The organism is Yersinia rohdei ATCC 43380 (assembly GCF_000173775.1).
In the GTDB taxonomy this organism is placed as follows: Bacteria; Pseudomonadota; Gammaproteobacteria; order Enterobacterales; family Enterobacteriaceae; genus Yersinia; species Yersinia rohdei.
The window spans coordinates 12,271-34,088 of record NZ_ACCD01000024.1 but is presented as its reverse complement, the minus strand read 5'-3'; the positions used below and the strand labels follow the sequence as shown (position 1 = coordinate 34,088).

Here is a 21,818-nt window from a genome sequence, read left to right as displayed (position 1 = left end):
TCACCAATTGCGGGATGGATATTTTATCCCCGGCAGGGAGCGAGCCGTATGTCTACCGGCGAAACATCAATTTTAAAGCCCATCCAATGGTGTGCTCTTGAGCAACCCACTCTTCCTGCTGACATTGCTGATTGGCTAATGGAACTGGGCTCGATGACCCGGCGTTTTGAGCAACATTGCCAGCGAGTTCATGTTGAACCGCAACGAGAATGTTTTATCACGCGTCATGAGTTAGGGGAAGATGCGGCGCATCTGCCAGTAAGTGAACGTTATTGGCTGCGAGAAATCATTTTATGTGGTGATAATGAACCTTGGCTGCTGGGGCGCACCGTTATCCCGGAAGAAACATTGTCTGGCCCAGACCGGGCGCTGGTAGACTTAGGGACATTACCCTTGGGGCGCTATTTATTTGGTGGTGACAATTTAACCCGAGATTATATTCAAGTGGGGCGGCAGGATTCACTTTGGGCTCGCCGTTCGTTACTCCGCTTGTCAGGAAAACCCTTACTGCTGACTGAAGTTTTTTTACCGGCCTCGCCGCTGTACAGCCGAGGAAAGTAATAATACCCAAGAGATTGCAAGTTTCAGTCGTTTGATGTGGTGGTGAGATTTTGGAGATTGATAAATTGAAGGGAAGTACAGCTAAGAGCAAATGGCTGGCCTATTGCCGTTTGATGCGCATTGATAAGCCCATTGGGTCATTATTGCTGCTGTGGCCGACACTGTGGGCCTTATGGTTAGCGGGCCAGGGCGTTCCTGACACCAGAATCCTGATTGTCTTTGTATTAGGGGTCTTTTTCATGCGCGCGGCCGGTTGTGTCGTCAATGATTATGCTGACCGTCATATTGACGGCTTTGTGAAACGCACCTCATCCCGGCCATTACCAAGCGGCCTTATCAGTGAGAAAGAAAGCAAAATCCTATTTGTGGTCTTGGTGTTGTTATCATTTGGATTGGTATTAACACTCAATAGCATGACGATTTGGTTATCACTCGCGGCACTGGCATTAGCCTGGATTTATCCCTTTATGAAACGGGTTACCCACTTGCCGCAAGTGGTATTGGGCGCGGCCTTTGGCTGGTCAATCCCAATGGGATTTGCCGCTGTGAGTGAAAGTCTCCCTCTGGTTTGCTGGCTACTGTTGTTGGCGAATATCTGCTGGACAGTGGCTTATGACACCCAATATGCCATGGTTGATCGTGATGACGATCTGAAAATTGGCGTTAAATCCACCGCCATTTTATTTGGTCGGCATGACAAATTAGTCATCGGCTTACTGCAATTAGCAACCTTAATCTTGATGGTCGCAATAGGTTGGTTGATGAACTTGGGCGGCGCGTTCTATTGGTCAGTCTTACTGGCAGGGGCATTATTCATTCATCAGCAAAAAATGATTGCCCAGCGTGAACGCGCGCTCTGTTTTCGTGCCTTCCTGAATAATAATTATGTGGGATTGGTGTTGTTTCTTGGTATTTTGCTCAGCTATACCCTTCGTACTTGACGCCGCAGGGTTGTTAGCTGCGCTCACTCACCCGAATCACTGACTGATGTCAGCTCATCGGGATGAGTTTGCTGGCTGCCTACCTGCAACGCCAATTACTTTGGGTAATGTCAGGCTCCTGTGTAATAGAGACAAAAAAATGGCCAGATAATTAATCCGGCCATGCTGTTTCTCATTATGATGCTAAGGGATTAATCTTGCGATTCATCCTCTGCCTTGGGTGTCGGCAACTGAGCGTTGGTTTCTGCCGGCATACTGACGCTTTCTATTGTCAGCTTCACTTCCGGTGTCATCAACGCACTCAGCATGTTATACACTTCCAGCGTATGTTCTTGAATTGCATCACCGCTATCACTGATATAACCCTCTTCTCGCAAGGTGCCTACCAGCGTTGAGAACACGGCTTTATCGAAGAATTCCGGAGCATTAATCCCATGCAGAACAGATAAACGCTGCGCCATAATCCGGCTTTCTTTCTCCAGTGCTCCACGGTTAATACTTGGGTTAGCACTGAGCAAAGACAGCGTAATGGCATAACGTTGCAGCGTTTCGCGCACACCTGCGGCCAGTAATTGCAGTGGACGAATGCGGGCCGGATTCAGAACTAACTCATTCCCTTTATCGCAAATCAACTGCTGGCGCGTTAGTTCATCAATCAATATATCCAGTGTTTGCGGCAACTGTTCTTTGCTGTAGTGCAGGAACAGTTCTGCTTTCAACATAGGGTAAATCATGCTGATTTGGCGCAATAATTCTGCGCGAGTAATGCGGCGGTGGTACATCACTATGCTGGCAATCAATGATGGCAGCATCAGTAAGTGCTGGATATTATTGCGATAATAGGTCATCAGCACGGCTTGTTCCCGTGGCAGAATGATAATGTCACCAATAGTGTCTTTCTCTACCTCAAACTTGTTCATATTCAAGGCGTGATTAAGTAACTCTTCCGGTGTTTTATCCGGCACAGTGACATCTTTCGCGTAAGGCGCATTGCGCATCAGTTGCAGGTAGCAATCAAGTTGCTCAAGCAACTGCTCACGAGTGAGTGAGCGCTGACGAGAGGCTAACAAGGCGGTAGAACACAGGTTCATGGCATTCGCTGCCGCCGCATTGTTAATTCTGACCATAATCTTACCGGCTAAATCATTAACCGCCGGAGTCAGCCAGCTTGGGCGCTGTGCTTCAATAGGGTCGATAGCATCGCGCCATTGCGGCACATTGGTGTTGAGATAGGTGGTCAGTGGGATGGGTTCGCCAAAGTTAACGTAGCCCTGACCAAGATTGCGCAGCTTGCGCAAACCGCGCAGCATCTGCAACAGGTTTTCTTTCTCTTTGGTGGCACCGCGTAACTCTTTGGCGTAAGTGCCCACTTCCATTACATGCTCATAGCCGATGTAAATTGGCACCAAAGTAATGGGCCGCGAACCGCCACGCAACATGGCCTGAATGGTCATCGACAGTGTGCCGGTTTTAGGTTCCAGCAAACGGCCAGTACGTGAGCGGCCACCTTCAACAAAGTATTCCACTGAATAGCCTCGGGTGAACAATTCACCCAGATATTCACGGAATACGGTTGAATACAATTTATTGCCTTTAAAGGTACGGCGAATAAAGAACGCACCTAAACGACGGAAAATCGGGCCAGCTGGCCAGAAATTAAGGTTAATACCGGCGGCAATATGTGGCGGTACCAGCCCTTGATGATACAGCACATAAGAGAGCAGCAAATAATCCATATGGCTACGATGGCAAGGCACATAGACAATTTCATGGCCATCTTGCGCCAACTGGCGCACGCGCTCTGCATTGTGGACGTTGATGCCCTGATACAAGCGGTTCCACGTCCAGCTCAACACCCGATCTGACAGACGCACGGCTTCATAAGAGAAGTCTGCGGCAATCTCTTCCATCAGCGTAATGGCATTTTGCTGCGCTTTCTCATGGGAGATTTTCTTGGTGCGCGCCTCATCCGCCACGGCTTTTTCAATCGCCTTGGAGGTCAACAGCTTTTTGAACAAGTCTTGGCGGGCCGGCAGACTTGGGCCGACAGCAGCCAAACGCTGACGAGAGAAGTGCATCCGTGCAACGCGCGCCAGCTTATGGGCGATGGTTTTATCCGTGCCATGCTCACTGGCCATCCGGCGCAATGAAACCGTGGTAGAGAAGCGCACAAAACTGTCGCGACCTAACCACAATACGGCAAAGAATTTTTGTATGCCATTCAGCACCCGCAGATGTGGCGTACCATGGCCTTCGCGCCCAGGTGACCGCCCAAACATCACAGAAACCGGTAACATCTGAATATCCAGCGCCGGATTATTGCGATGCAAGTCCAGATAATCGTGGAACAGCTTTACCGATTCTTGTTTAGGTGCGTAATAACGAAAAACCCGAGGGCCATTATCGATAAACACATGGCTGGGAAGTTGCACGCCATCGATTTCCAAGGGAATCAATGGGTCGGGCAGATCCTGTGCCTGACACTGCGCTCGCAAAGTCAGCAAATCAGCCTTAGAATTGTAAGGCAAAACGTACAGAATAGGACGAGTTGGGTCTAACCCTAACTCAGTCACAGGATCTGCCGGAATAACCTTGCTCTTTACCAACAGTTTAAGTGGTAAATTCAGTAACTTATAATATATTTTACGCCAACCTGACATAACTACGTGAAGCCTCTTGTTAGCAATTCGTCGCAAGGATACCAGAAACTGGTTTTGAGATCTGTGGAGTTAAGACAACAGAAAGCGGCAAAGGTCATCATTAACTTAAGATAAAGGCAATAAAACATGGCGAATCAATCAACAGGGCTAACCCGAATCTATAAAGCGGCGGGCTATTCTGTAAAAGGCTTGCGCGCGGCCTGGCAAAATGAAGCGGCGTTTCGTCAAGAAACTCTGGTTGCCATCCTCGCTATCATACTGGCCTTCTGGCTAGATGTAGATGCTTTAGCACGCATTTTATTGATTGCCAGTGTCGTTTTAGTCGTAATTATTGAAGTTATTAATAGTGCGATTGAAGCTGTCGTCGATCGTATCGGCAGTGAATTCCATGAACTGTCCGGCCGAGCTAAAGATATGGGTTCCGCCGCAGTGCTTCTCGCCATTCTGCTTGCGCTATTTGTATGGATAACCGTGCTCTGGCAGCACGCGAGCCTCTGAGACCTCTAATCACGTCAATAACTTCCCATCACGTCAATAACTTTGCATCCCGCCAACCACGGGATCAATATAAGCTGTGATTAATCCCTGCTTTTATTCACTCTTTGGTTCCCAACACTGGTTTAGCTGTATATACTCACAGCAAGACTGTATAAACAAACAGGGGGCGAAATGAAAGCACTTACTACCAGACAGCAAGAGGTTTATGACTTGGTGCGCGATCACCTCGCACAAACAGGTATGCCACCGACCCGTGCCGAAATTGCGCAGCGTCTGGGATTTCGCTCTCCTAACGCTGCTGAAGAGCATCTAAAAGCACTGGCGCGCAAAGGTGTTATTGAGATTGTCTCTGGTGCTTCCCGTGGTATTCGTTTGCTGATGGAAGAAGAAGACGGCTTGCCGCTAATTGGCCGGGTTGCTGCGGGTGAACCACTGTTGGCACAGCAGCATATCGAAGGGCATTACAAAGTAGACCCAGCCATGTTTAAACCGAGCGCAGATTTCCTCCTGCGGGTTAATGGCATGTCGATGAGAGATATCGGTATTTTGGATGGCGACTTACTTGCCGTACACAAAACACAAGACGTGCGTAACGGGCAAGTGGTTGTTGCGCGAATTGATGATGAAGTGACGGTAAAACGCTTGAAAAAACAGGGCAATATCGTACAGCTTCTGCCAGAAAATAGTGAATTTCAGCCGATTGTAGTCGATCTGCGTGAGCAAAGTTTCACTATTGAAGGGCTGGCTGTTGGTGTCATTCGCAATGGCGATTGGATCTGATTTTAGCTGTCTTTATACCAAGATATTTCGAGTTGTAGGTTGGCAGTAAACCCAAGGCGTTGAGGTAACTCAATGGCTTGGGTGATAACCCCCTGGAACAGAAGTTAATACCGATTACAGCCAATAATCCCGCTTTTTGCTATATGACCGCAATATCTTTACCACAAGCGAATATATCCTCCATTTAACTCTCCCGCCGATTAAATCATATTTAGTTTGAGAACAATCCGATAATACGTTATTACCTACTGTTTTAACTGAATATTTCACCGCTATATTTTTTTATTTTCGGCCTTAATTGCAGCTGTTAATATTATCTGCACTTCAATTCTCCGAATTCTCTGCTAGAGTTATTCATACGGTAAGTGAAATGACCAAGTGTAATTTAAATTATGTCTGAGAGATGACTAATCTAAATAAGGTTATTATAAATTGAAGTTACTTGCCATATTACATATAAACATATCCAAAGACCAAGTTGACGGAGATATTATGAATAAAGATCAAGCCGACGGTAACTGGAAGCAGTTTAAAGGTAAAATAAAAGAGAAGTGGGGTAAGTTGACCGATGATGACCTCACGGTTATTGAAGGTAAACGTGACCAGCTGGTGGGCAAAATCCAGGAAAAATATGGCTACCAGAAAGAGCAGGCTGAGAAAGAAGTTAAAGCTTGGGAAGACCATAGTAAGTATCGCTGGTAACAGCGTTAAATGGAATTAACCTGATATCGATATAAATTAATCGAGCTTTTCAATTTATAGAGTATGAGTTATTAATATATTTTAATTTTATTTTCATGATTAAATGAAATATTAATAATGAAAAGCATTCTGTTTGTTTGTTATTTTATATCGATATGACACATGGATGTGTCGTATTTAAAATACGTTATTTTCTGGCATGTTAATTCTTCATTTCTTCAGATAATAATTAATCCACCGCCTTCTACCGACCGCTGGATTATTATCCGCCAAGCTATTTCTTCTTTATTACAATAGAATGGTCATGATCACAATGTTCGTGACTTTCACATGCTTCGACCTTTCCGCACTCAGTACATAAACCATGGGCTTCTACCACGCTATGGCGCAGGGTAAAACCAGATTGTTGTGCTAACAGTGCCAGAGCTTCTTCAATACCGACGGTGGTGCGTTCGGTCACAATCTTGCAGCGATCACAGATAAAGAGCGCAGAGGTATGAGTTGGCTCTTCAAAATGATGACACAATACGTAACTATTGGCTGATTCAACACGGTGAATAAACCCTTGCTCCAGTAAAAAATCTAATGCGCGGTAAACTGTGGGCGGCTTGGCTTGTGGCTCGGCAACGCGGAGCAGATCCAATAAATCATAAGCACTAATTGCACCAGGTTGTTCTGCCATTAAACGTAATACTTCAAGACGCTGCGGTGTCAGCCGGACGTTACGTTGTTGGCACAGACTTTCAGCCTGAGCAAGCAGCTTTTCCAGGTTGGTTGACTTCATGATTTCATCCCACAGTGTTTGAATAGAACAGATTTTATCATATTAACCTGTTGCTCAATATCCCTTTATTGACAGATTCTGTGATTAAAGCGCGGGTGTCTATTTTGAGCTTAAGTTAATTAAAAGTGAAAAATTTAAGCCCAGCTAAATAAAAAGTCAGTATGTATAACTGACTCAAACTAATGGTATTTTACAATGTTCTATTGTTAGGACATTGTAAAATAATTTTTGCTATGGGAAAATAAATAAACTAATTTTTTGCAGAGATAAGAATGTCTTCTGATATCACCAAGTACAGGGCGGAGTTAGATGGTTTAAGGGCTGTTGCAGTGATATCCGTGCTTTTATACCACGTCAAATTTTCCCTTTTTGGCTATGAGGTATTCAAGGGCGGTTTTCTTGGCGTAGATATATTTTTTGTATTATCAGGATACCTGATAACAACAATAATTTTTACACAAATGAATGCGGGTGTTTTTTCTTTAAAAGATTTTTTTATTAGAAGAATAAAAAGAATACTGCCAGCTATGGTTGCGGTTTTATTAGTATCTTCTGTTTTTGCTTTTTATTTTTTATTGCCTGATAGTCTTATTATTTATGTAAAGACTCTATTGGCATCTTTGTTTTTTGTGTCTAATTTGTATTTCTTTGGTGAGGACACTTATGTATCAGACTCCAGCGAATATAAACCTTTACTGCATACCTGGAGTTTGTCTGTTGAGTGGCAATTTTATCTGATTTTCCCTTTTTTATGCCTTTGGTTATTTAAGAGATTTAAAAATAAAAAACTGACTATAATATTTTCACTTTTTTTGCTTTCATTAGTGTTATCTAACATTTTAGCCTACCGCCAACCCAACTTCGCATTCTATATGTTACCGAGTAGAATGTGGGAGTTAATGGCTGGCAGCATTGTTGCTATTATTATTTTAGAAAATAAACTTAATGTTGGCAAAATTTATTATAAAGTATTCCCAGTTGTAGGGCTTGTTTTAATTACCTTATCCATTTTATTTATTAATGATGGTATGTTGCATCCATCTGTTATTACATTAATACCTGTTTTAGGTACTTGCTTAATAATATTATTCTCTCGCGATAAAAATCTTGCATCTAATTTCTTATCACTGAAACCAATGATTTTCATTGGGGCGATATCTTATTCTATCTATCTTTGGCATCAGCCATTATTTGTTTTTTATAGAATTAAAATAGGTGAAATCGGCATGTCAACATCCATCTTGTTGATTTTGCTATCAATAGTTATTTCCGTGTTATCTTTTTATTTGATTGAAAAACCCTTTAGGACAAAACAGTTATCTCGCTGGAAGTTGATCGTTATTACGGCGTCGCCGATTATTTTAATTATGTTTTCAGCGTTTATATTAGTTAAAAATAGTTCATCTGATCAGACTGAAACCTTCATGTCTCCTTTAGCTAAAAAAATGTATGAGGATTTTAAAGTCCCTGAGTTTAGGCGTCTAAAGGGAAACTCCGAAGGTAAGAATTATTTGTCTGGTGAAAAAACAATCGATTGTACCAATAGAAGTCCCTTGGAAGCATGTAAGTTTGGTGATGAGAGTTGGGTCGTTCTGGGTGATAGTTATGCCGCATCTTTCGAATATGCGTTACAAAATGAGTTAGCGGAAAAAGGTCATGGCATTATATCCTTAACATATGAGCAATGTTCATTTGTCTCCGAAAAATTATGGTTTGGCACTGCCCCTGAATGTCCAGAAATTAATCGTCAACGTTGGCAGGTGATTAATAACTTCACGGATAAAAAAACATTTTTAATTGCCGCGAATTATGCTCAATTTAAAGATGTTAAAGTGGTACAAGAGGGCGAGAAAAAATCAAATGGTATGCCTGTTGTTGGTGAGGAGTTAGTATGGGAATCTCTTGCTGAGAATATTAACAAATTGCTTTCTTTAGGGCACCGGGTGGTCGTGATATATCCAATACCTAGCATTAGTACCGATGTTAAAATAGAGTACTTCAGACTGCTTAATATGACGAACTCCCATATTAATAAAGTTTATGATAAAAGAACTAAAGGTTATTATGCCGCACTCTCTTTAGGTGAGACACTTGATAACTCGCTCACATCAAACCCTAATCTGATTATTATCAAACCGGTTGATAGTTTATGCAGTGATAACCGCTGTTTAATTATTAATAAAGATGGGGGGCTCTATAATAATGGAAATCACTTGTCTAATGCTGGCGCAAGATTAGTGCTTGGGGATGTTTTCCAAAAAGCTACCGCAATAAGAATCCAATGAGATTGCTCTGGGCTATAGCGCGCCGGTACCATCGGCGCGAAGGCGTTTTTCTATGCTATAGTAGGCCATGATTTTCCCTTGCCCTCTATCAGTTCCCCTCTACCAGGGCACTGCTGTGGGCTGACATAGAAACACGACGAAATGACCCAGAATGCACGAAAATAACACATTCACCAATTCAGCCGTAACCGCCGCTATAAGCGAGTTTAAAGGCAATTATCCCCTACAGCGTTTTTCCGTCGCGCCGATGCTCGATTGGACAGATCGCCATTGCCGCTACTTTCATCGTTTGTTAACTAAACAGGCGCTGCTATATACCGAGATGGTCACCACGGGTGCAATTATCCATGGTAAAGGAGACTATCTGGCTTACAGTGAGCAAGACCATCCGGTTGCATTGCAGCTCGGTGGCAGTGATCCGCAAGCTTTAGCCCATTGCGCCAAATTGGCGGAACTTCGTGGCTATAATGAGATAAACCTCAATGTCGGTTGCCCCTCTGATCGGGTGCAAAATGGCCGTTTTGGTGCTTGCTTGATGGCGGAAGCCAGTCTGGTTGCTGATTGCATCAAAGCCATGCGCGATGCGGTTACTATTCCGGTAACGGTGAAAACCCGTATTGGGATTGACCAGCTGGATAGTTATGAGTTTTTGTGTGAATTCGTGCAAACCGTGGCTGAACAAGGCGAGTGTGATATTTTTACTATTCATGCCCGTAAAGCCTGGCTTTCAGGATTGAGTCCGAAAGAAAACCGCGAAGTCCCGCCACTGGATTATGAGCGAGTTTATCAGCTAAAACGCGATTTTCCGGCACTGACCATCGCCATTAATGGCGGGGTAAAAACGCTGGCTGAAGCTAAAGAACATCTCAAACATCTTGATGGGGTGATGATGGGGCGGGAAGCCTACCAAAACCCAAGTATTTTAACGCAAGTGGATCGCGAGCTGTTTGACCCAAATGCACCGGTGATCGACCCAGTTCAAGCTATCGAAGCTCTTTATCCTTATATTGAGCAAGAATTGTCGCGCGGTGCTTATTTAGGCCATATAACCCGGCATATTCTGGGTATTTTCCAAGGGATCCCAGGTGCGCGCCAATGGCGTCGTCATCTGAGTGAAAATGCGCATAAACCTGGGGCGGATGTTTCTGTGGTAGAGCAGGCGCTAGCGCTGGTGACTCGCCCGCAACACAATTTATAATAAGCAAATTCACTATAAGTTAGTCAGATTGACTATGTCTGCCAGTAATTCTGGCAGGCGTATACTGCTATATAGCTAATAAAATCAATTTGTTAATTGAGTTTTTCAGCTTGGCATGTTTCTTGTAATACTCCTCATAATGCTCCTGTTTATATCGTGATGATGTAATGGGAATAAATAATTTTAAGGAGCCAGCCATGTTCGAAATTCTTTTTGTGATCGGCTTTTTTATTATGCTGATGGTGACCGGTATTTCTCTGTTGGGTATATTCGCGGCTTTGATGGTTGCCGCCGCTTTTATGATGCTCGGCGGGCTATTTGTGATGATGATTAAGCTATTGCCGTGGCTAATTCTGGCCGTCGTTGTGGTCTGGATTTGGCGTTCGATGCAAAAACCTGCGGTAAGACGTTACTGATTATTTTGTTTTCTTGCGGGGGCGGTCACAGGCTGAAAGTTTAGTCGGGATAAATAGCGCGAAAACGTATTTTTTCCCAGATTGGCTTGCTAGGATGCTAGCCGATACGAATTGGTATCCTATTTTCATCACTGTTAGAGCGAAAAATAGCCGTATAAACGGCATGTCATTTAAGTGAAATTACACTTAAACGAAAGCTCTGGCAGAGTACTCTGCTATACCCTACACATGCATCAAAGAAAGCGTTATAACAACAGGCTCCTTAATCGGAGCCTTTTGTTTTTTATCATATTATTCGCGTTTAGACTTAAGGGATCAGCAAGCTGGAGCCGGTTGTCTGGCGGCTTTCTACCCTTTCATGGGCGCGACGCGCATCTTGTAGAGCAAATTGTTGGTTTTTGGCCACATCCACCTTAATTGCGCCACTAGCAATCAATGAAAAGAGTTCATGGCTGGCAGCGGCCAACTCTTGTTGATTCGTGACATAGGCGTTAAGGGACGGGCGGGTAACATACAGTGCGCCTTTTTGGTTCAGTATGGCCAGGTCGACCCCGGTCACCGGGCCGGAAGCATTGCCGAAACTGACCATTAAACCTCTAGGTTTCAAGCTGTTGAGGGAGTCCAGCCAGGTGCTTTTCCCGACAGAGTCATACACCACGCCCACTTTCTCGCCGTGGGTCAGCTCAGCCACCCGCTCGGCGATATTCTCCGTGCGGTAGTTGATGGTGGCCCAAGCCCCGTGCGCTTTGGCTAATTCGGCTTTTTCATCAGAGCCAACAGTGCCAATCAGCTTCGCCCCCAGTGCTTTTGCCCATTGACAGGCAATCAACCCAACCCCTCCTGCCGCCGCATGGAATAAGAAGACTTCGCCAGCTTTGATGCTATGAGTTTGGCGTAATAAATATTGGACTGTCAGCCCTTTAAGGAATGAAGCCGCCGCCTGCTCAAAAGAGATTTGCTCAGGAAGTATGGCAATTTTTTCTGCGGCGACATTATGGATATCACTGTAAGCCCCAAGGGCTGACTGGGCATATACCACCCGATCCCCGACATTGATGGTGTTAACTGCTGAACCGACTTTAATCACCACCCCTGCGGCTTCGGTGCCCAGGCCACTTGGCAATTGTGGCGGTGGGTACAGGCCGCTGCGAATATAGGTATCAATGTAATTAATACCGATGGCTTTATTTTCGACCTGAACCTCATGTGGTGCGGGATCTACAGGTGTAAAATCAAGGTATTGCAGCACGTCCGGCCCGCCAATGGTGCTAAATTGAATATGTTTTGCCATGCTAGCTCCTGGGAATAGGTGTATTTTTACCTTACAGAGTTCTACATCAGGAGTCAGTATCTTGCTAATACCGATAAGTAATAGGCAATTCATAATTACCCTTCGGATATCATCGCGTATACTAGGCCCCTGTATTTTTTATTCGTCGTTTTCCTCTTCGCAACAAAGGTAAAGAACACTTTTCATGGCAGCAAAAAAACCAACCAACAATATGACAGAGCCACGAGACCGCCAGATGGAAGGGCTGAAACTCCCGCCTCATTCGCTGGAGGCAGAGCAGTCCGTGTTGGGCGGTTTGATGCTGGATAATGAGCGCTGGGATAACGTGTCAGAGCGCGTCGCCAGCAAGGACTTTTTCAGCCGCCCACATCGCCGGATCTTTTCTGAAATGCAGCGGTTGCTGGAAAACAGCAAGCCGATCGATTTGATAACACTGTCAGAATCGCTGGAACAAAAAGGTGATCTGGATTCTGTCGGGGGCTTTGCTTACCTGGCCGAATTATCAAAAAATACGCCAAGTGCTGCGAATATCGGCGCTTATGCTGACATCGTGCGCGAACGTGCTGTTGTCCGTGAGATGATCTCTGTCGCCAATGAAATTGCCGATGCCGGTTATGATCCTCAAGGGCGTAGCAGTGAAGATCTGCTGGATTTGGCCGAGTCCAAAGTCTTCCAGATTGCAGAAAGTCGCGCCAATAAAGATGAAGGCCCGAAGAGTGTCGATCAGATCCTCGAAGCCACAGTGGCGCGTATTGAGCAGCTTTATCAGCGGCCACATGATGGTGTTACCGGGGTTTCAACCGGTTTTACTGATTTAGATAAGAAAACGGCCGGATTGCAGAAATCAGATTTGATCATTGTCGCCGCGCGTCCATCGATGGGTAAAACCACTTTTGCGATGAACTTATGTGAAAACGCCGCGATGATGCAGGAAAAACCGGTTTTGATCTTCAGTCTGGAGATGCCCGGCGATCAGATAATGATGCGTATGCTGGCCTCCTTGTCACATGTCGATCAGACCCGTATTCGTACCGGCCAGCTTGATGATGAGGATTGGGCGCGGATCTCCAGCACCATGGGCATATTGATGGAAAAACGCAATATGTACATCGATGACTCCTCCGGCCTGACGCCAACTGAAGTGCGCTCCCGTGCACGGCGTATTTTCCGTGAACATGGCGGTTTGAGTCTGATTATGATCGACTACCTGCAATTGATGCGGGTGCCGTCACTGTCAGATAACCGTACCTTGGAAATCGCCGAAATATCGCGCTCCCTGAAAGCATTGGCAAAAGAGTTACAAGTGCCGGTGGTGGCGCTGTCACAGCTTAACCGTAGTTTGGAGCAACGTGCCGATAAACGGCCAGTAAACTCCGACTTACGTGAATCAGGTTCTATCGAGCAGGATGCCGACTTAATCATGTTTATTTACCGTGATGAGGTTTATCACGAAAACAGTGATGAGAAAGGGATCGCGCAGATTATTTTAGGTAAACAACGTAACGGCCCAATCGGTTCTGTTCGGCTGAAATTTAATGGTCAATGGTCACGTTTTGATAATTACGCTGGCCCGCAATACGACGACGAGTAATTCCCTCTGAACTTGAAACCGCAGGATTGTTAGCTGTGCTTATTCATCAGGATGAATAAGCTCGCAGCCGACCTGTGGCGTCAATTTCTTTGGATATTATATAGATAACTAAGGATAAGAAATGAAAGCGGCAACCGCAGTAATTGACCGCCGCGCTCTGCGACATAACTTGCAACAGGTACGGCGCATGGCACCGCAAAGCCGCCTGATTGCTGTTGTGAAAGCAAACGCTTATGGCCACGGGTTATTAGAAACAGCGCATACTTTGCAGGATGCAGATTGCTACGGTGTCGCAAGGATAGGCGAAGCACTAATGCTGCGATCGGGCGGAATTGTAAAACCCATCTTGCTGTTGGAAGGCTTCTTTGCCGCAGAGGACTTGCCTGTCTTGGTCGCCAATCGTATTGAGACTGCGGTACATAGCATTGAACAGCTGGAAGCACTGGAAGCCGCTGAGCTTTCCGCCCCGATCAATGTTTGGATGAAACTAGACACCGGTATGCACCGCTTAGGGGTTCGCCCAGAACAAGCGGAGGCGTTTTACCAGCGTTTAAGTGACTGCAAAAATGTTATTCAGCCAGTCAATATCATGAGCCATTTTAGCCGTGCAGATGAGCCGCTGATAGAGACGACCCGCCAGCAACTTGATTGTTTTGATTCCTTCGCCACCGGTAAACCCGGTAAGCAGTCTATTGCGGCATCGGGGGGGATTTTGTTGTGGCCAGAGGCGCACCGTGATTGGGTTCGCCCGGGTATTATCCTGTACGGTGTTTCACCGATGGACGAGCCTTATGCTAGCCATTTTAATCTGTTACCGGCGATGGCATTGAAATCTAGCCTAATTGCGGTGCGTGAACATAAAGCCGGTGAATCAGTCGGCTATGGCGGCACCTGGGTCAGTGAGCGGGATACGCGATTGGGTGTGGTGGCGATTGGCTATGGCGATGGTTACCCGCGCAGCGCGCCCTCAGGGACGCCGATGCTGATCAATGGCCGTGAAGTTGGCATTGTAGGCCGTGTCTCGATGGATATGATTTCTGTTGATTTGGGGCCGGATGCCACGGATAAAGTTGGCGACGAAGTGCTGCTTTGGGGCGCTGAATTACCTGTAGAAACAATAGCCGCGCGCACCGGCATCAGTGCCTATGAATTGATTACTAAGCTGACCTCCCGCGTAGCGATGGAATATCTGGAGGAATAAGGTAAGCTGCCTAAGTAACCTATTTTCATATACACGCATACCTGTCGTTCGAAATAGCTAAGAGGAGAGCAGCGCCGTGTTCCAGAATGTTGATGCCTATGCAGGTGATCCTATCCTGTCATTGATGGAAAGTTTTAAAGCCGATAAAAAAGCCCACAAAGTGAACTTGAGTATTGGCCTTTATTACAATGAGCAGGGTGAAATCCCGTTGATGCAGGCGGTGAAAGCAGCTGAAGCACAATTAAATGCTCAACCACACGGGACTCCGGTCTATTTGCCGATGGAAGGCCTGCAATCTTATCGTAGCGCTATCCAGCAGCTATTATTTGGGGCCGAACATCCGATGCTCGCCCAGCAGCGGGTGGCGACTATCCAGACGGTCGGTGGTTCGGGTGCGCTGAAAGTGGGTGCTGATTTCCTCAATCGCTATTTTCCGGACTCACAGGTGTGGGTCAGTGACCCAACGTGGGAAAACCATGTGGCCATTTTCAGTGGTGCAGGTTTTAAGGTAAATACCTATCCCTATTTTGATAATGACAAGTTAGGGGTGAAGTTTGACCAGATGCTGGCAACTTTGCAGCAGTTACCCGCCAAAAGTATTGTGTTATTGCACCCTTGTTGCCATAACCCGACCGGTTCTGACTTGACCAATGCACAATGGGATCAAGTGATTGAAGTGGCGAAAGGCCGGGATTTAATTCCCTTCCTGGATATCGCCTATCAGGGATTTGGTGCCGGGTTGAATGACGATGCTTATGCCATCCGCGCGATGGCTGCGGCTGAATTGCCCTGCTTGATTAGTAATTCATTTTCTAAAATATTCTCACTGTATAACGAGCGAGTCGGCGGTTTGTCGGTGGTATGTGAAAGTGAAGAAGCCGCCAGCCGGGTGTTGGGGCAACTGAAGGCCACTGTTCGCCGCAACTATTCCAGCCCACCTAACTTTGGTGCGCAAGTGGTTGCAAAAGTGCTGCATGACAGTGAATTGACTCTGCAATGGCAGGCTGAGGTTGAACAGATGCGTTTGCGTATTATTGAAATGCGCCGCACGTTGGTCGATGCCTTAAAAGCGTCGCTGCCAAATCGTAATTTCGACTATTTGCTGCAACAGCGCGGCATGTTCAGCTACACCGGCTTTAGTGTTGCACAGGTGGATAGGCTACGCGAAGAATTCGGTGTGTATCTGATTGCCAGCGGCAGGATGTGCATGGCCGGCCTTAATCACAGCAATGTTCAGCGCGTCGCGGCGGCTTTTGCGGCCGTGCAATAATTTACTTGTAAACTTCAGCGGCGATAGCAATATCGCCTTTTTTATTTTTCCGCGTTTTTTCCTCGAGTTACCCTCACATCCTACCGGTTTATACCAGAGCCAATGGCTGTAAAGCGATTAAAGAATATACTCATTAATATGGTAGATAGATGCCAAACGATCATTCACTGCTCACAGTAAATTTGTTGTGATAGGCGCAAGCTGGTTAGGCAGCATGTTGCTGTTTGTGATGGAATGAAATCTTAATGAGGCCTTTTCGCTAGACGGCACCGGCCCATGACAGGAGATATCCCAATGAATAATTCGGCATTATTGGAGTACTGCATGTCCAAACCTGGGGCAGAGCAGAGTGACCATGAGGCGTGGCAAGTCAATCAGATTAAAGTGGCAGATGTGATGTTTGCGATGGTGGGTGAGACAGGGGGCCGTCCCTCTATTTCCTTGAAAACCAGTCCTGAACTGGCCGAAAGTTTGCGTGAGCAACATCCGGAGATCGTGCCGAGTGAACACTTGAATAAAGCGCACTGGAACACGGTGTTTCTGGATGGAGCATTGCCCAACTCACAGTTCTATTCGCTAATTGACCGCTCTTATCAATTAGTGTTGCAAGGGCTATCGGATCAAGTCCGGCAGGAGCTGCGGGCCTAATAACCCAAAGTTGAACGGGTGGAGGGCGATGAATTCGCCCCCCAATAGAGAGTTTATTTAGCGTTTTTTTGCTGACTCAACAGTGGCTTGAGGAATCTGGCTGTGTGCGATGCAGCGCATTGCGCGACGGTTTCTGGGGTGCCGGAAACTAAAATCTCACCGCCACCGCTGCCGCCTTCAGGGCCAAGGTCGACAATCCAGTCTGCTGTCTTAATGACATCCAGATTATGCTCAATAACCACGATGGTATTGCCCTGATCGCGCAACTGGTGCAATACCGCCAAGAGTTGTTCAATATCAGCAAAGTGCAGGCCAGTGGTCGGCTCATCCAGAATATATAATGTTTGGCCGGTACCGCGTTTTGAAAGCTCGCGCGACAGTTTTACGCGCTGTGCTTCGCCACCCGATAATGTGGTCGCCGACTGACCCAGGCAAATATACGACAAGCCAACATCGATTAAGGTTTGCAGTTTGCGCGCCAGTGCAGGAACCGCGTCAAAGAACTCACGCGCTTCTTCGATAGTCATCGCCAATACTTCGTGAATACTTTTGCCTTTGTATTTAACTTCCAGTGTCTCGCGGTTATAGCGCTTACCTTTGCACTGGTCGCAAGGGACATAAATATCTGGCAGGAAGTGCATTTCGACTTTAATCACCCCATCCCCTTGGCAGGCCTCGCAGCGGCCCCCCTTCACGTTGAAACTGAAGCGGCCCGGTGTATAACCACGGGTACGTGACTCAGGGACTCCGGCGAATAGTTCGCGAATTGGGGTAAAGATACCGGTATAGGTTGCCGGGTTAGAACGCGGTGTTCGACCAATCGGGCTTTGGTCAATATCAATAACTTTATCGAAATGCTCTAATCCCTGAATCTCGCGGTAAGCCGCCGGTTCAGCCAAAGTCGCCCCATTAAGCTGGCACTGAGCAAGAGGATATAAAGTGTCATTAATCAGTGTAGATTTACCCGAGCCGGAGACGCCGGTAATGCAAGTGAACAGCCCGACCGGCAAGGTCAAGGTCACATCTTTCAGGTTATTGCCTCTGGCCCCGATAAGCTTGAGGACTTTACTTGGGTCACCTGTAACCCGTTGTTCTGGAATGGCAATTCCGCGTTTCCCGCTAAGGAACTGGCCGGTTAATGATTCGGGCGTCGCCATAATGTCATCGACGGTGCCTTCTGCCACCACCTCTCCGCCATGCACACCTGCGCCAGGGCCGATATCAATCACATGATCGGCGGCACGGATAGCATCTTCATCATGCTCGACCACAATCACGGTATTACCCAGATTACGCAAGTGAATCAGGGTTTCCAGTAAACGTTCATTATCGCGCTGATGCAAGCCGATGGAGGGCTCATCCAGCACATACATCACCCCCACCAGACCCGCGCCAATCTGGCTTGCCAGACGAATACGCTGCGCTTCGCCGCCGGATAAGGTCTCGGCCGAGCGGGACAATGACAGATAGTTCAGCCCGACGTTAACCAGAAACTTCAGCCGATCGCCAATTTCTTTAAGTATTTTATCGGCAATTTGTGCTCGTTGGCCGGTCACTTTCAGAGCATGGAAGAATTCGAGTGCATCACCGATGCTCATGTCCGAGATTTTCGGCAGCGGAGTATCTTGCACAAACACATAACGGGCTTCTTTGCGCAGGCGGGTGCCGTCACAAGAAGCACAGGAGCGATTACTGATATATTTGGATAATTCTTCGCGCACAGCATTAGATTCCGTCTCTTTATAACGGCGTTCCATATTGTGCAGTACCCCCTCAAAGGGGTGGTGGCGGACGGTGGTATCACCGCGATCATTAATGTATTTGAATTCAATAGTATCTTTGCCGGAACCATACAACACCGCATGCTGTACATTGGCATCCAGCGAGTTAAATGGCGCTTCGATATCAAACTTATAATGTTCCGCTAATGAGCGCAGCATCTGGAAGTAATAGAAGTTACGGCGATCCCAGCCACGAATTGCACCACCTGCCAGCGAAAGCTCTGGGTTTTGCAGTACGCGATCAGGGTCAAAAAACTGCTGCACACCCAAACCATCACAAGTAGGGCAAGCCCCCGCCGGATTATTAAAGGAGAACAGGCGTGGCTCCAGCTCGCTCATGCTATAGCCGCAAATCGGGCAGGCAAAATTGGCGGAAAACAGCAATTCTTCGGCGTGTGGATCGTCCATATTGGCAACCACGGCAGTGCCACCGGATAACTCCAGTGCAGTTTCAAAGGATTCTGCCAGGCGCTGAGCCAGATCTTCGCGAACTTTAAAGCGATCGACAACCACTTCAATAGTGTGTTTCTTTTGCAGTTCTAATTTTGGCGGATCAGAAAGATCGCAGACCTCGCCGTCGATCCGCGCCCGGATATAGCCCTGCATGGCGAGATTTTCCAGGGTTTTGGTATGTTCGCCTTTGCGATCTTTTACCACCGGCGCCAGTAGCATCAGGCGGCGGCCCTCGGGCTGACTTACCACATTGTCCACCATCTGACTGACAGTTTGGGCCGCTAGCGGAACATCGTGATCCGGGCAGCGCGGTTCACCGACACGGGCGAACAGCAAACGCAGATAATCATGGATTTCTGTGATGGTACCCACGGTAGAGCGCGGGTTATGGGAGGTCGATTTTTGCTCGATGGAAATCGCCGGTGACAGACCTTCAATATGGTCAACGTCAGGTTTTTCCATCAGTGATAGAAATTGGCGCGCATAGGCGGAGAGAGACTCAACATAACGGCGTTGCCCTTCAGCATACAGGGTATCAAAAGCCAGTGAGGACTTGCCTGAACCCGATAGGCCGGTGACAACAATCAGTTTGTCGCGCGGGATAATCAGGTTGATATTCTTAAGATTATGGGTGCGAGCGCCCCGAACTTCGATATTATCCATTCAAACACTTCCCGGATTAAAACTGAGCCTCTCACTGTGTCTTTTTACCCTTCGCACTTGAAATTACAGGGTTGTTAGCCAGGTTCACTCTTACTCGAATCACTGATTTGTATCAGTTTATCGGGATGAGTTTGCTTGCCGCTCACCTGCAATTCCAATTACTTTGAGTCATGTTATCGGCGCATTTTACAACACCGGAAAAAGACACAGCCAGTACGAAACGGATAATTATGACACAAAAAAACCTGAATGGATATCCAGTATCTGGGTGTAAATAAGACAGGTAACAGGATAAATATGTAATGCATTTCGCAGTTACGATCTGTTGTGCCCTTTGGTGGTTAGCGTGTTAAACTTACTCGTTTATACTGTACAAAATTTACTTCATCAGGAGAGTTCACATGGCCAGCAGAGGCGTAAACAAAGTGATTTTGGTCGGGAATTTGGGCCAAGACCCGGAAGTCCGCTACATGCCTAACGGCGGCGCTGTTGCCAATATCACCCTGGCCACTTCCGAAAGCTGGCGTGATAAAGCAACCGGCGAGCAGAAAGAAAAGACGGAATGGCACCGTGTGGTGTTGTTCGGCAAGCTGGCTGAAGTGGCGGGTGAATATCTGCGTAAAGGCTCTCAGGTCTATATTGAAGGCGCATTGCAAACCCGTAAGTGGACAGATCAGGCGGGTGTTGAGAAATACACCACAGAAGTTGTGGTTAACGTGGGTGGCACCATGCAAATGCTGGGTGGCCGTCAAGGCGGCGGGGCTCCAGCGGGTGGCGGTGCACCACAAGAAGGTGGCGCGCAAGGCGGTTGGGGTCAACCTCAACAACCACAAGGTGGTAACCAGTTCAGCGGCGGTCAGACTTCACGCCCTGCACAGGCAGCACCCGCAGCACAACCACAAGGCGGCAATGAGCCACCAATGGATTTTGACGACGACATCCCATTCTGATTCTTGTCGTTAAGCACGAAAAATCATGATGTTAAAATAAGGCCCTGTATTTACAGGGCTTTTTATTATCTGTTTTAAGCCCGCCGCAGGATATGATTTTTATCCCTATAATCAATACTCTGATATTTATCATATGGAGCTTGGTTATGGTCATTGTTCACCACCTGAATAATTCACGTTCACAGCGTATCTTGTGGATGCTAGAAGAGTTGCAAGTTCCCTATGAATTGAAATGCTATCAGCGGGATCCCGGCAGCTTGCTGGCTCCGCCAGAATTGAAAAAAATCCATCCGCTAGGGAAATCGCCAGTTATTACGGATGGTGATCTGACTTTGGCAGAATCGGGTGCCATCATCGAGTATTTACAGGAAACCTATGATGCTCAAGGGCAGTTTAAGCCCACAGGCCATTATGATCGCCAGCAATTCCGTTACTGGATGCATTATGCGGAAGGTTCATTAATGCCGCTGCTGGTGATGAAGCTCATTTTCAGTCGATTTGGCGGGCCGCCCGTGCCGTGGATTATTCGTCCGGTTGCCAAAGCATTGGGTGAGGGAGTGCAAAAAAACTATTTGAATAAGCAAATTGCGACACACCGTGATTATCTGGAACAACATTTAACACAAAATTTGTGGTTTGCTGGCAGAGATTTTAGCGCCGCTGATATTCAGATGAGCTTTCCTATCGAGGCCATAAACCTGCGTGGTGGTTTGGAGGGGTTCCCGAAACTGCAAGATTTCTTAGTGCGAATTCATCAGCGCCCGGCCTATCAACAGGCGATTGCAAAGGGCGGAGCCTTCAAAATAGAAAAGTGATAATCCGCACTGGAATATCAACAAGGGCTGATATAACTGGGTGTGAGGCGGCTCACACTTTAGTTTCCCGCAATAATTAATGCTCCCGAACAAAATATTGTAAGAAAATGCATAAAATGTCGCCATCTGATGTTGATTAGTCGCAGCAAATAGCTAGATAATCGTTTGCCTTAAATTACAACTGTCCTAAACTTCGATTTTTTTTCAGTCATGCGCGCTCCCAGCTAATCGTTTGCTATTTTCTCAACCCAATATTGGTCGGGGGAATTGGCGAGTAAATCGTTAGGGACGGAAACGATTACGTATGGGAAGGGCGCTTGATTTGCTGAC

At 46.7% G+C, this 21,818-nt stretch carries 18 protein-coding genes; 14 read left to right on the top strand and 4 right to left on the bottom strand.

Going from position 1 to position 21,818, the window contains the following annotated elements:
* The first annotated feature begins 48 nt into the window (after positions 1–48).
* Positions 49–561: a chorismate lyase gene (gene ubiC, locus YROHD0001_RS04350; RefSeq protein ID WP_032817534.1), complete on the top strand. Its 513-nt coding sequence runs from the start codon at positions 49–51 to the stop codon at positions 559–561.
* Positions 562–626: 65 nt separating this feature from the next.
* Positions 627–1,502 (top strand): 4-hydroxybenzoate octaprenyltransferase, encoded by an 876-nt coding sequence (gene ubiA / locus YROHD0001_RS04355; RefSeq protein WP_032817542.1) that lies wholly within the window; start codon positions 627–629, stop codon positions 1,500–1,502.
* 191 nt (positions 1,503–1,693) lie between these two features.
* On the opposite strand, the gene plsB is transcribed toward ubiA, so the two are convergent.
* Positions 1,694–4,162, bottom strand: a complete 2,469-nt coding sequence (plsB, locus tag YROHD0001_RS04360; protein ID WP_004715827.1) for a glycerol-3-phosphate 1-O-acyltransferase PlsB — start codon at positions 4,160–4,162, stop codon at positions 1,694–1,696.
* A gap of 126 nt (positions 4,163–4,288) precedes the next feature.
* On the opposite strand from plsB, the gene YROHD0001_RS04365 reads away from it, so the two are divergent.
* The 3 genes from YROHD0001_RS04365 (at position 4,289) to YROHD0001_RS04375 (ending at position 6,142) form a co-directional block, all read left to right on the top strand.
* Positions 4,289–4,660: a diacylglycerol kinase gene (locus YROHD0001_RS04365; protein WP_004715826.1), complete on the top strand. Its 372-nt coding sequence runs from the start codon at positions 4,289–4,291 to the stop codon at positions 4,658–4,660.
* 171 nt (positions 4,661–4,831) lie between these two features.
* Complete coding sequence (gene lexA, locus YROHD0001_RS04370) at positions 4,832–5,440, top strand: transcriptional repressor LexA (protein WP_004715825.1); 609 nt, start codon at positions 4,832–4,834, stop codon at positions 5,438–5,440.
* A gap of 492 nt (positions 5,441–5,932) precedes the next feature.
* Positions 5,933–6,142, top strand: coding sequence for a CsbD family protein (locus YROHD0001_RS04375; protein ID WP_004715824.1), 210 nt, complete (start codon positions 5,933–5,935; stop codon positions 6,140–6,142).
* Between the two features lie 274 nt (positions 6,143–6,416).
* On the opposite strand, the gene zur is transcribed toward YROHD0001_RS04375, so the two are convergent.
* Positions 6,417–6,926 carry a zinc uptake transcriptional repressor Zur gene (zur, locus tag YROHD0001_RS04380; RefSeq protein ID WP_004715823.1) on the bottom strand — a complete coding sequence of 170 codons (510 nt, stop codon included), beginning with the start codon at positions 6,924–6,926 and terminating at the stop codon, positions 6,417–6,419.
* 272 nt (positions 6,927–7,198) lie between these two features.
* Here zur and YROHD0001_RS04385 point away from each other — a divergent pair, with 272 nt between their 5' ends.
* The 3 genes from YROHD0001_RS04385 (at position 7,199) to pspG (ending at position 10,825) form a co-directional block, all read left to right on the top strand.
* The gene (locus YROHD0001_RS04385; protein ID WP_004715822.1) at positions 7,199–9,211 is read left to right on the top strand and encodes an acyltransferase family protein; all 2,013 of its coding nucleotides are present in this window, start codon (positions 7,199–7,201) and stop codon (positions 9,209–9,211) included.
* A gap of 151 nt (positions 9,212–9,362) precedes the next feature.
* Positions 9,363–10,409: a tRNA dihydrouridine(20/20a) synthase DusA gene (gene dusA / locus YROHD0001_RS04390; protein WP_004715821.1), complete on the top strand. Its 1,047-nt coding sequence runs from the start codon at positions 9,363–9,365 to the stop codon at positions 10,407–10,409.
* Positions 10,410–10,606: 197 nt separating this feature from the next.
* Entirely contained in the window at positions 10,607–10,825 is a 219-nt protein-coding gene (gene pspG, locus YROHD0001_RS04395) for an envelope stress response protein PspG (RefSeq protein WP_004715820.1), read from the top strand.
* Positions 10,826–11,132: 307 nt separating this feature from the next.
* On the opposite strand, the gene YROHD0001_RS04400 is transcribed toward pspG, so the two are convergent.
* Positions 11,133–12,116 (bottom strand): quinone oxidoreductase, encoded by a 984-nt coding sequence (locus tag YROHD0001_RS04400; protein WP_004715818.1) that lies wholly within the window; start codon positions 12,114–12,116, stop codon positions 11,133–11,135.
* Positions 12,117–12,300: 184 nt separating this feature from the next.
* Here YROHD0001_RS04400 and dnaB point away from each other — a divergent pair, with 184 nt between their 5' ends.
* From dnaB to YROHD0001_RS04420, 4 genes are all read left to right on the top strand, one after another.
* On the top strand, positions 12,301–13,707 hold the full coding sequence (gene dnaB, locus YROHD0001_RS04405; RefSeq protein ID WP_004715817.1) for a replicative DNA helicase: 1,407 nt from the start codon (positions 12,301–12,303) through the stop codon (positions 13,705–13,707).
* Positions 13,708–13,828: 121 nt separating this feature from the next.
* Positions 13,829–14,908, top strand: coding sequence for an alanine racemase (gene alr / locus YROHD0001_RS04410; protein ID WP_004715816.1), 1,080 nt, complete (start codon positions 13,829–13,831; stop codon positions 14,906–14,908).
* Between the two features lie 76 nt (positions 14,909–14,984).
* On the top strand, positions 14,985–16,178 hold the full coding sequence (locus YROHD0001_RS04415; protein WP_004715815.1) for an amino acid aminotransferase: 1,194 nt from the start codon (positions 14,985–14,987) through the stop codon (positions 16,176–16,178).
* Positions 16,179–16,472: 294 nt separating this feature from the next.
* On the top strand, positions 16,473–16,826 hold the full coding sequence (locus tag YROHD0001_RS04420; RefSeq protein WP_032817532.1) for an MmcQ/YjbR family DNA-binding protein: 354 nt from the start codon (positions 16,473–16,475) through the stop codon (positions 16,824–16,826).
* Positions 16,827–16,879: 53 nt separating this feature from the next.
* On the opposite strand, the gene uvrA is transcribed toward YROHD0001_RS04420, so the two are convergent.
* Positions 16,880–19,723 (bottom strand): excinuclease ABC subunit UvrA, encoded by a 2,844-nt coding sequence (gene uvrA, locus YROHD0001_RS04425; RefSeq protein WP_004715813.1) that lies wholly within the window; start codon positions 19,721–19,723, stop codon positions 16,880–16,882.
* Positions 19,724–20,124: 401 nt separating this feature from the next.
* Here uvrA and YROHD0001_RS04430 point away from each other — a divergent pair, with 401 nt between their 5' ends.
* Both YROHD0001_RS04430 and YROHD0001_RS04435 read left to right on the top strand, forming a co-directional pair.
* Positions 20,125–20,673 (top strand): single-stranded DNA-binding protein, encoded by a 549-nt coding sequence (locus YROHD0001_RS04430; RefSeq protein WP_004715812.1) that lies wholly within the window; start codon positions 20,125–20,127, stop codon positions 20,671–20,673.
* A 146-nt stretch (positions 20,674–20,819) separates the two neighbouring features.
* Positions 20,820–21,488: a glutathione S-transferase family protein gene (locus YROHD0001_RS04435; RefSeq protein ID WP_004715810.1), complete on the top strand. Its 669-nt coding sequence runs from the start codon at positions 20,820–20,822 to the stop codon at positions 21,486–21,488.
* The last annotated feature ends 330 nt before the right edge of the window (positions 21,489–21,818 follow it).

What these genes read in the sequence shown, in the direction of transcription:
- ubiC (WP_032817534.1), top strand. Translation starts at nt 49, where the DNA reads ATGTCTACCGGCGAAACATCAATTTTAAAGCCCATCCAATGGTGTGCT.
- uvrA (WP_004715813.1), bottom strand. Translation starts at nt 19,723, where the DNA reads ATGGATAATATCGAAGTTCGGGGCGCTCGCACCCATAATCTTAAGAAT.
- dnaB (WP_004715817.1), top strand. Translation starts at nt 12,301, where the DNA reads ATGGCAGCAAAAAAACCAACCAACAATATGACAGAGCCACGAGACCGC.
- YROHD0001_RS04385 (WP_004715822.1), top strand. Translation starts at nt 7,199, where the DNA reads ATGTCTTCTGATATCACCAAGTACAGGGCGGAGTTAGATGGTTTAAGG.
- YROHD0001_RS04420 (WP_032817532.1), top strand. Translation starts at nt 16,473, where the DNA reads ATGAATAATTCGGCATTATTGGAGTACTGCATGTCCAAACCTGGGGCA.
- alr (WP_004715816.1), top strand. Translation starts at nt 13,829, where the DNA reads ATGAAAGCGGCAACCGCAGTAATTGACCGCCGCGCTCTGCGACATAAC.
- plsB (WP_004715827.1), bottom strand. Translation starts at nt 4,162, where the DNA reads ATGTCAGGTTGGCGTAAAATATATTATAAGTTACTGAATTTACCACTT.
- YROHD0001_RS04430 (WP_004715812.1), top strand. Translation starts at nt 20,125, where the DNA reads ATGGCCAGCAGAGGCGTAAACAAAGTGATTTTGGTCGGGAATTTGGGC.
- YROHD0001_RS04400 (WP_004715818.1), bottom strand. Translation starts at nt 12,116, where the DNA reads ATGGCAAAACATATTCAATTTAGCACCATTGGCGGGCCGGACGTGCTG.
- YROHD0001_RS04375 (WP_004715824.1), top strand. Translation starts at nt 5,933, where the DNA reads ATGAATAAAGATCAAGCCGACGGTAACTGGAAGCAGTTTAAAGGTAAA.
- lexA (WP_004715825.1), top strand. Translation starts at nt 4,832, where the DNA reads ATGAAAGCACTTACTACCAGACAGCAAGAGGTTTATGACTTGGTGCGC.
- dusA (WP_004715821.1), top strand. Translation starts at nt 9,363, where the DNA reads ATGCACGAAAATAACACATTCACCAATTCAGCCGTAACCGCCGCTATA.
- YROHD0001_RS04365 (WP_004715826.1), top strand. Translation starts at nt 4,289, where the DNA reads ATGGCGAATCAATCAACAGGGCTAACCCGAATCTATAAAGCGGCGGGC.
- zur (WP_004715823.1), bottom strand. Translation starts at nt 6,926, where the DNA reads ATGAAGTCAACCAACCTGGAAAAGCTGCTTGCTCAGGCTGAAAGTCTG.
- YROHD0001_RS04435 (WP_004715810.1), top strand. Translation starts at nt 20,820, where the DNA reads ATGGTCATTGTTCACCACCTGAATAATTCACGTTCACAGCGTATCTTG.
- pspG (WP_004715820.1), top strand. Translation starts at nt 10,607, where the DNA reads ATGTTCGAAATTCTTTTTGTGATCGGCTTTTTTATTATGCTGATGGTG.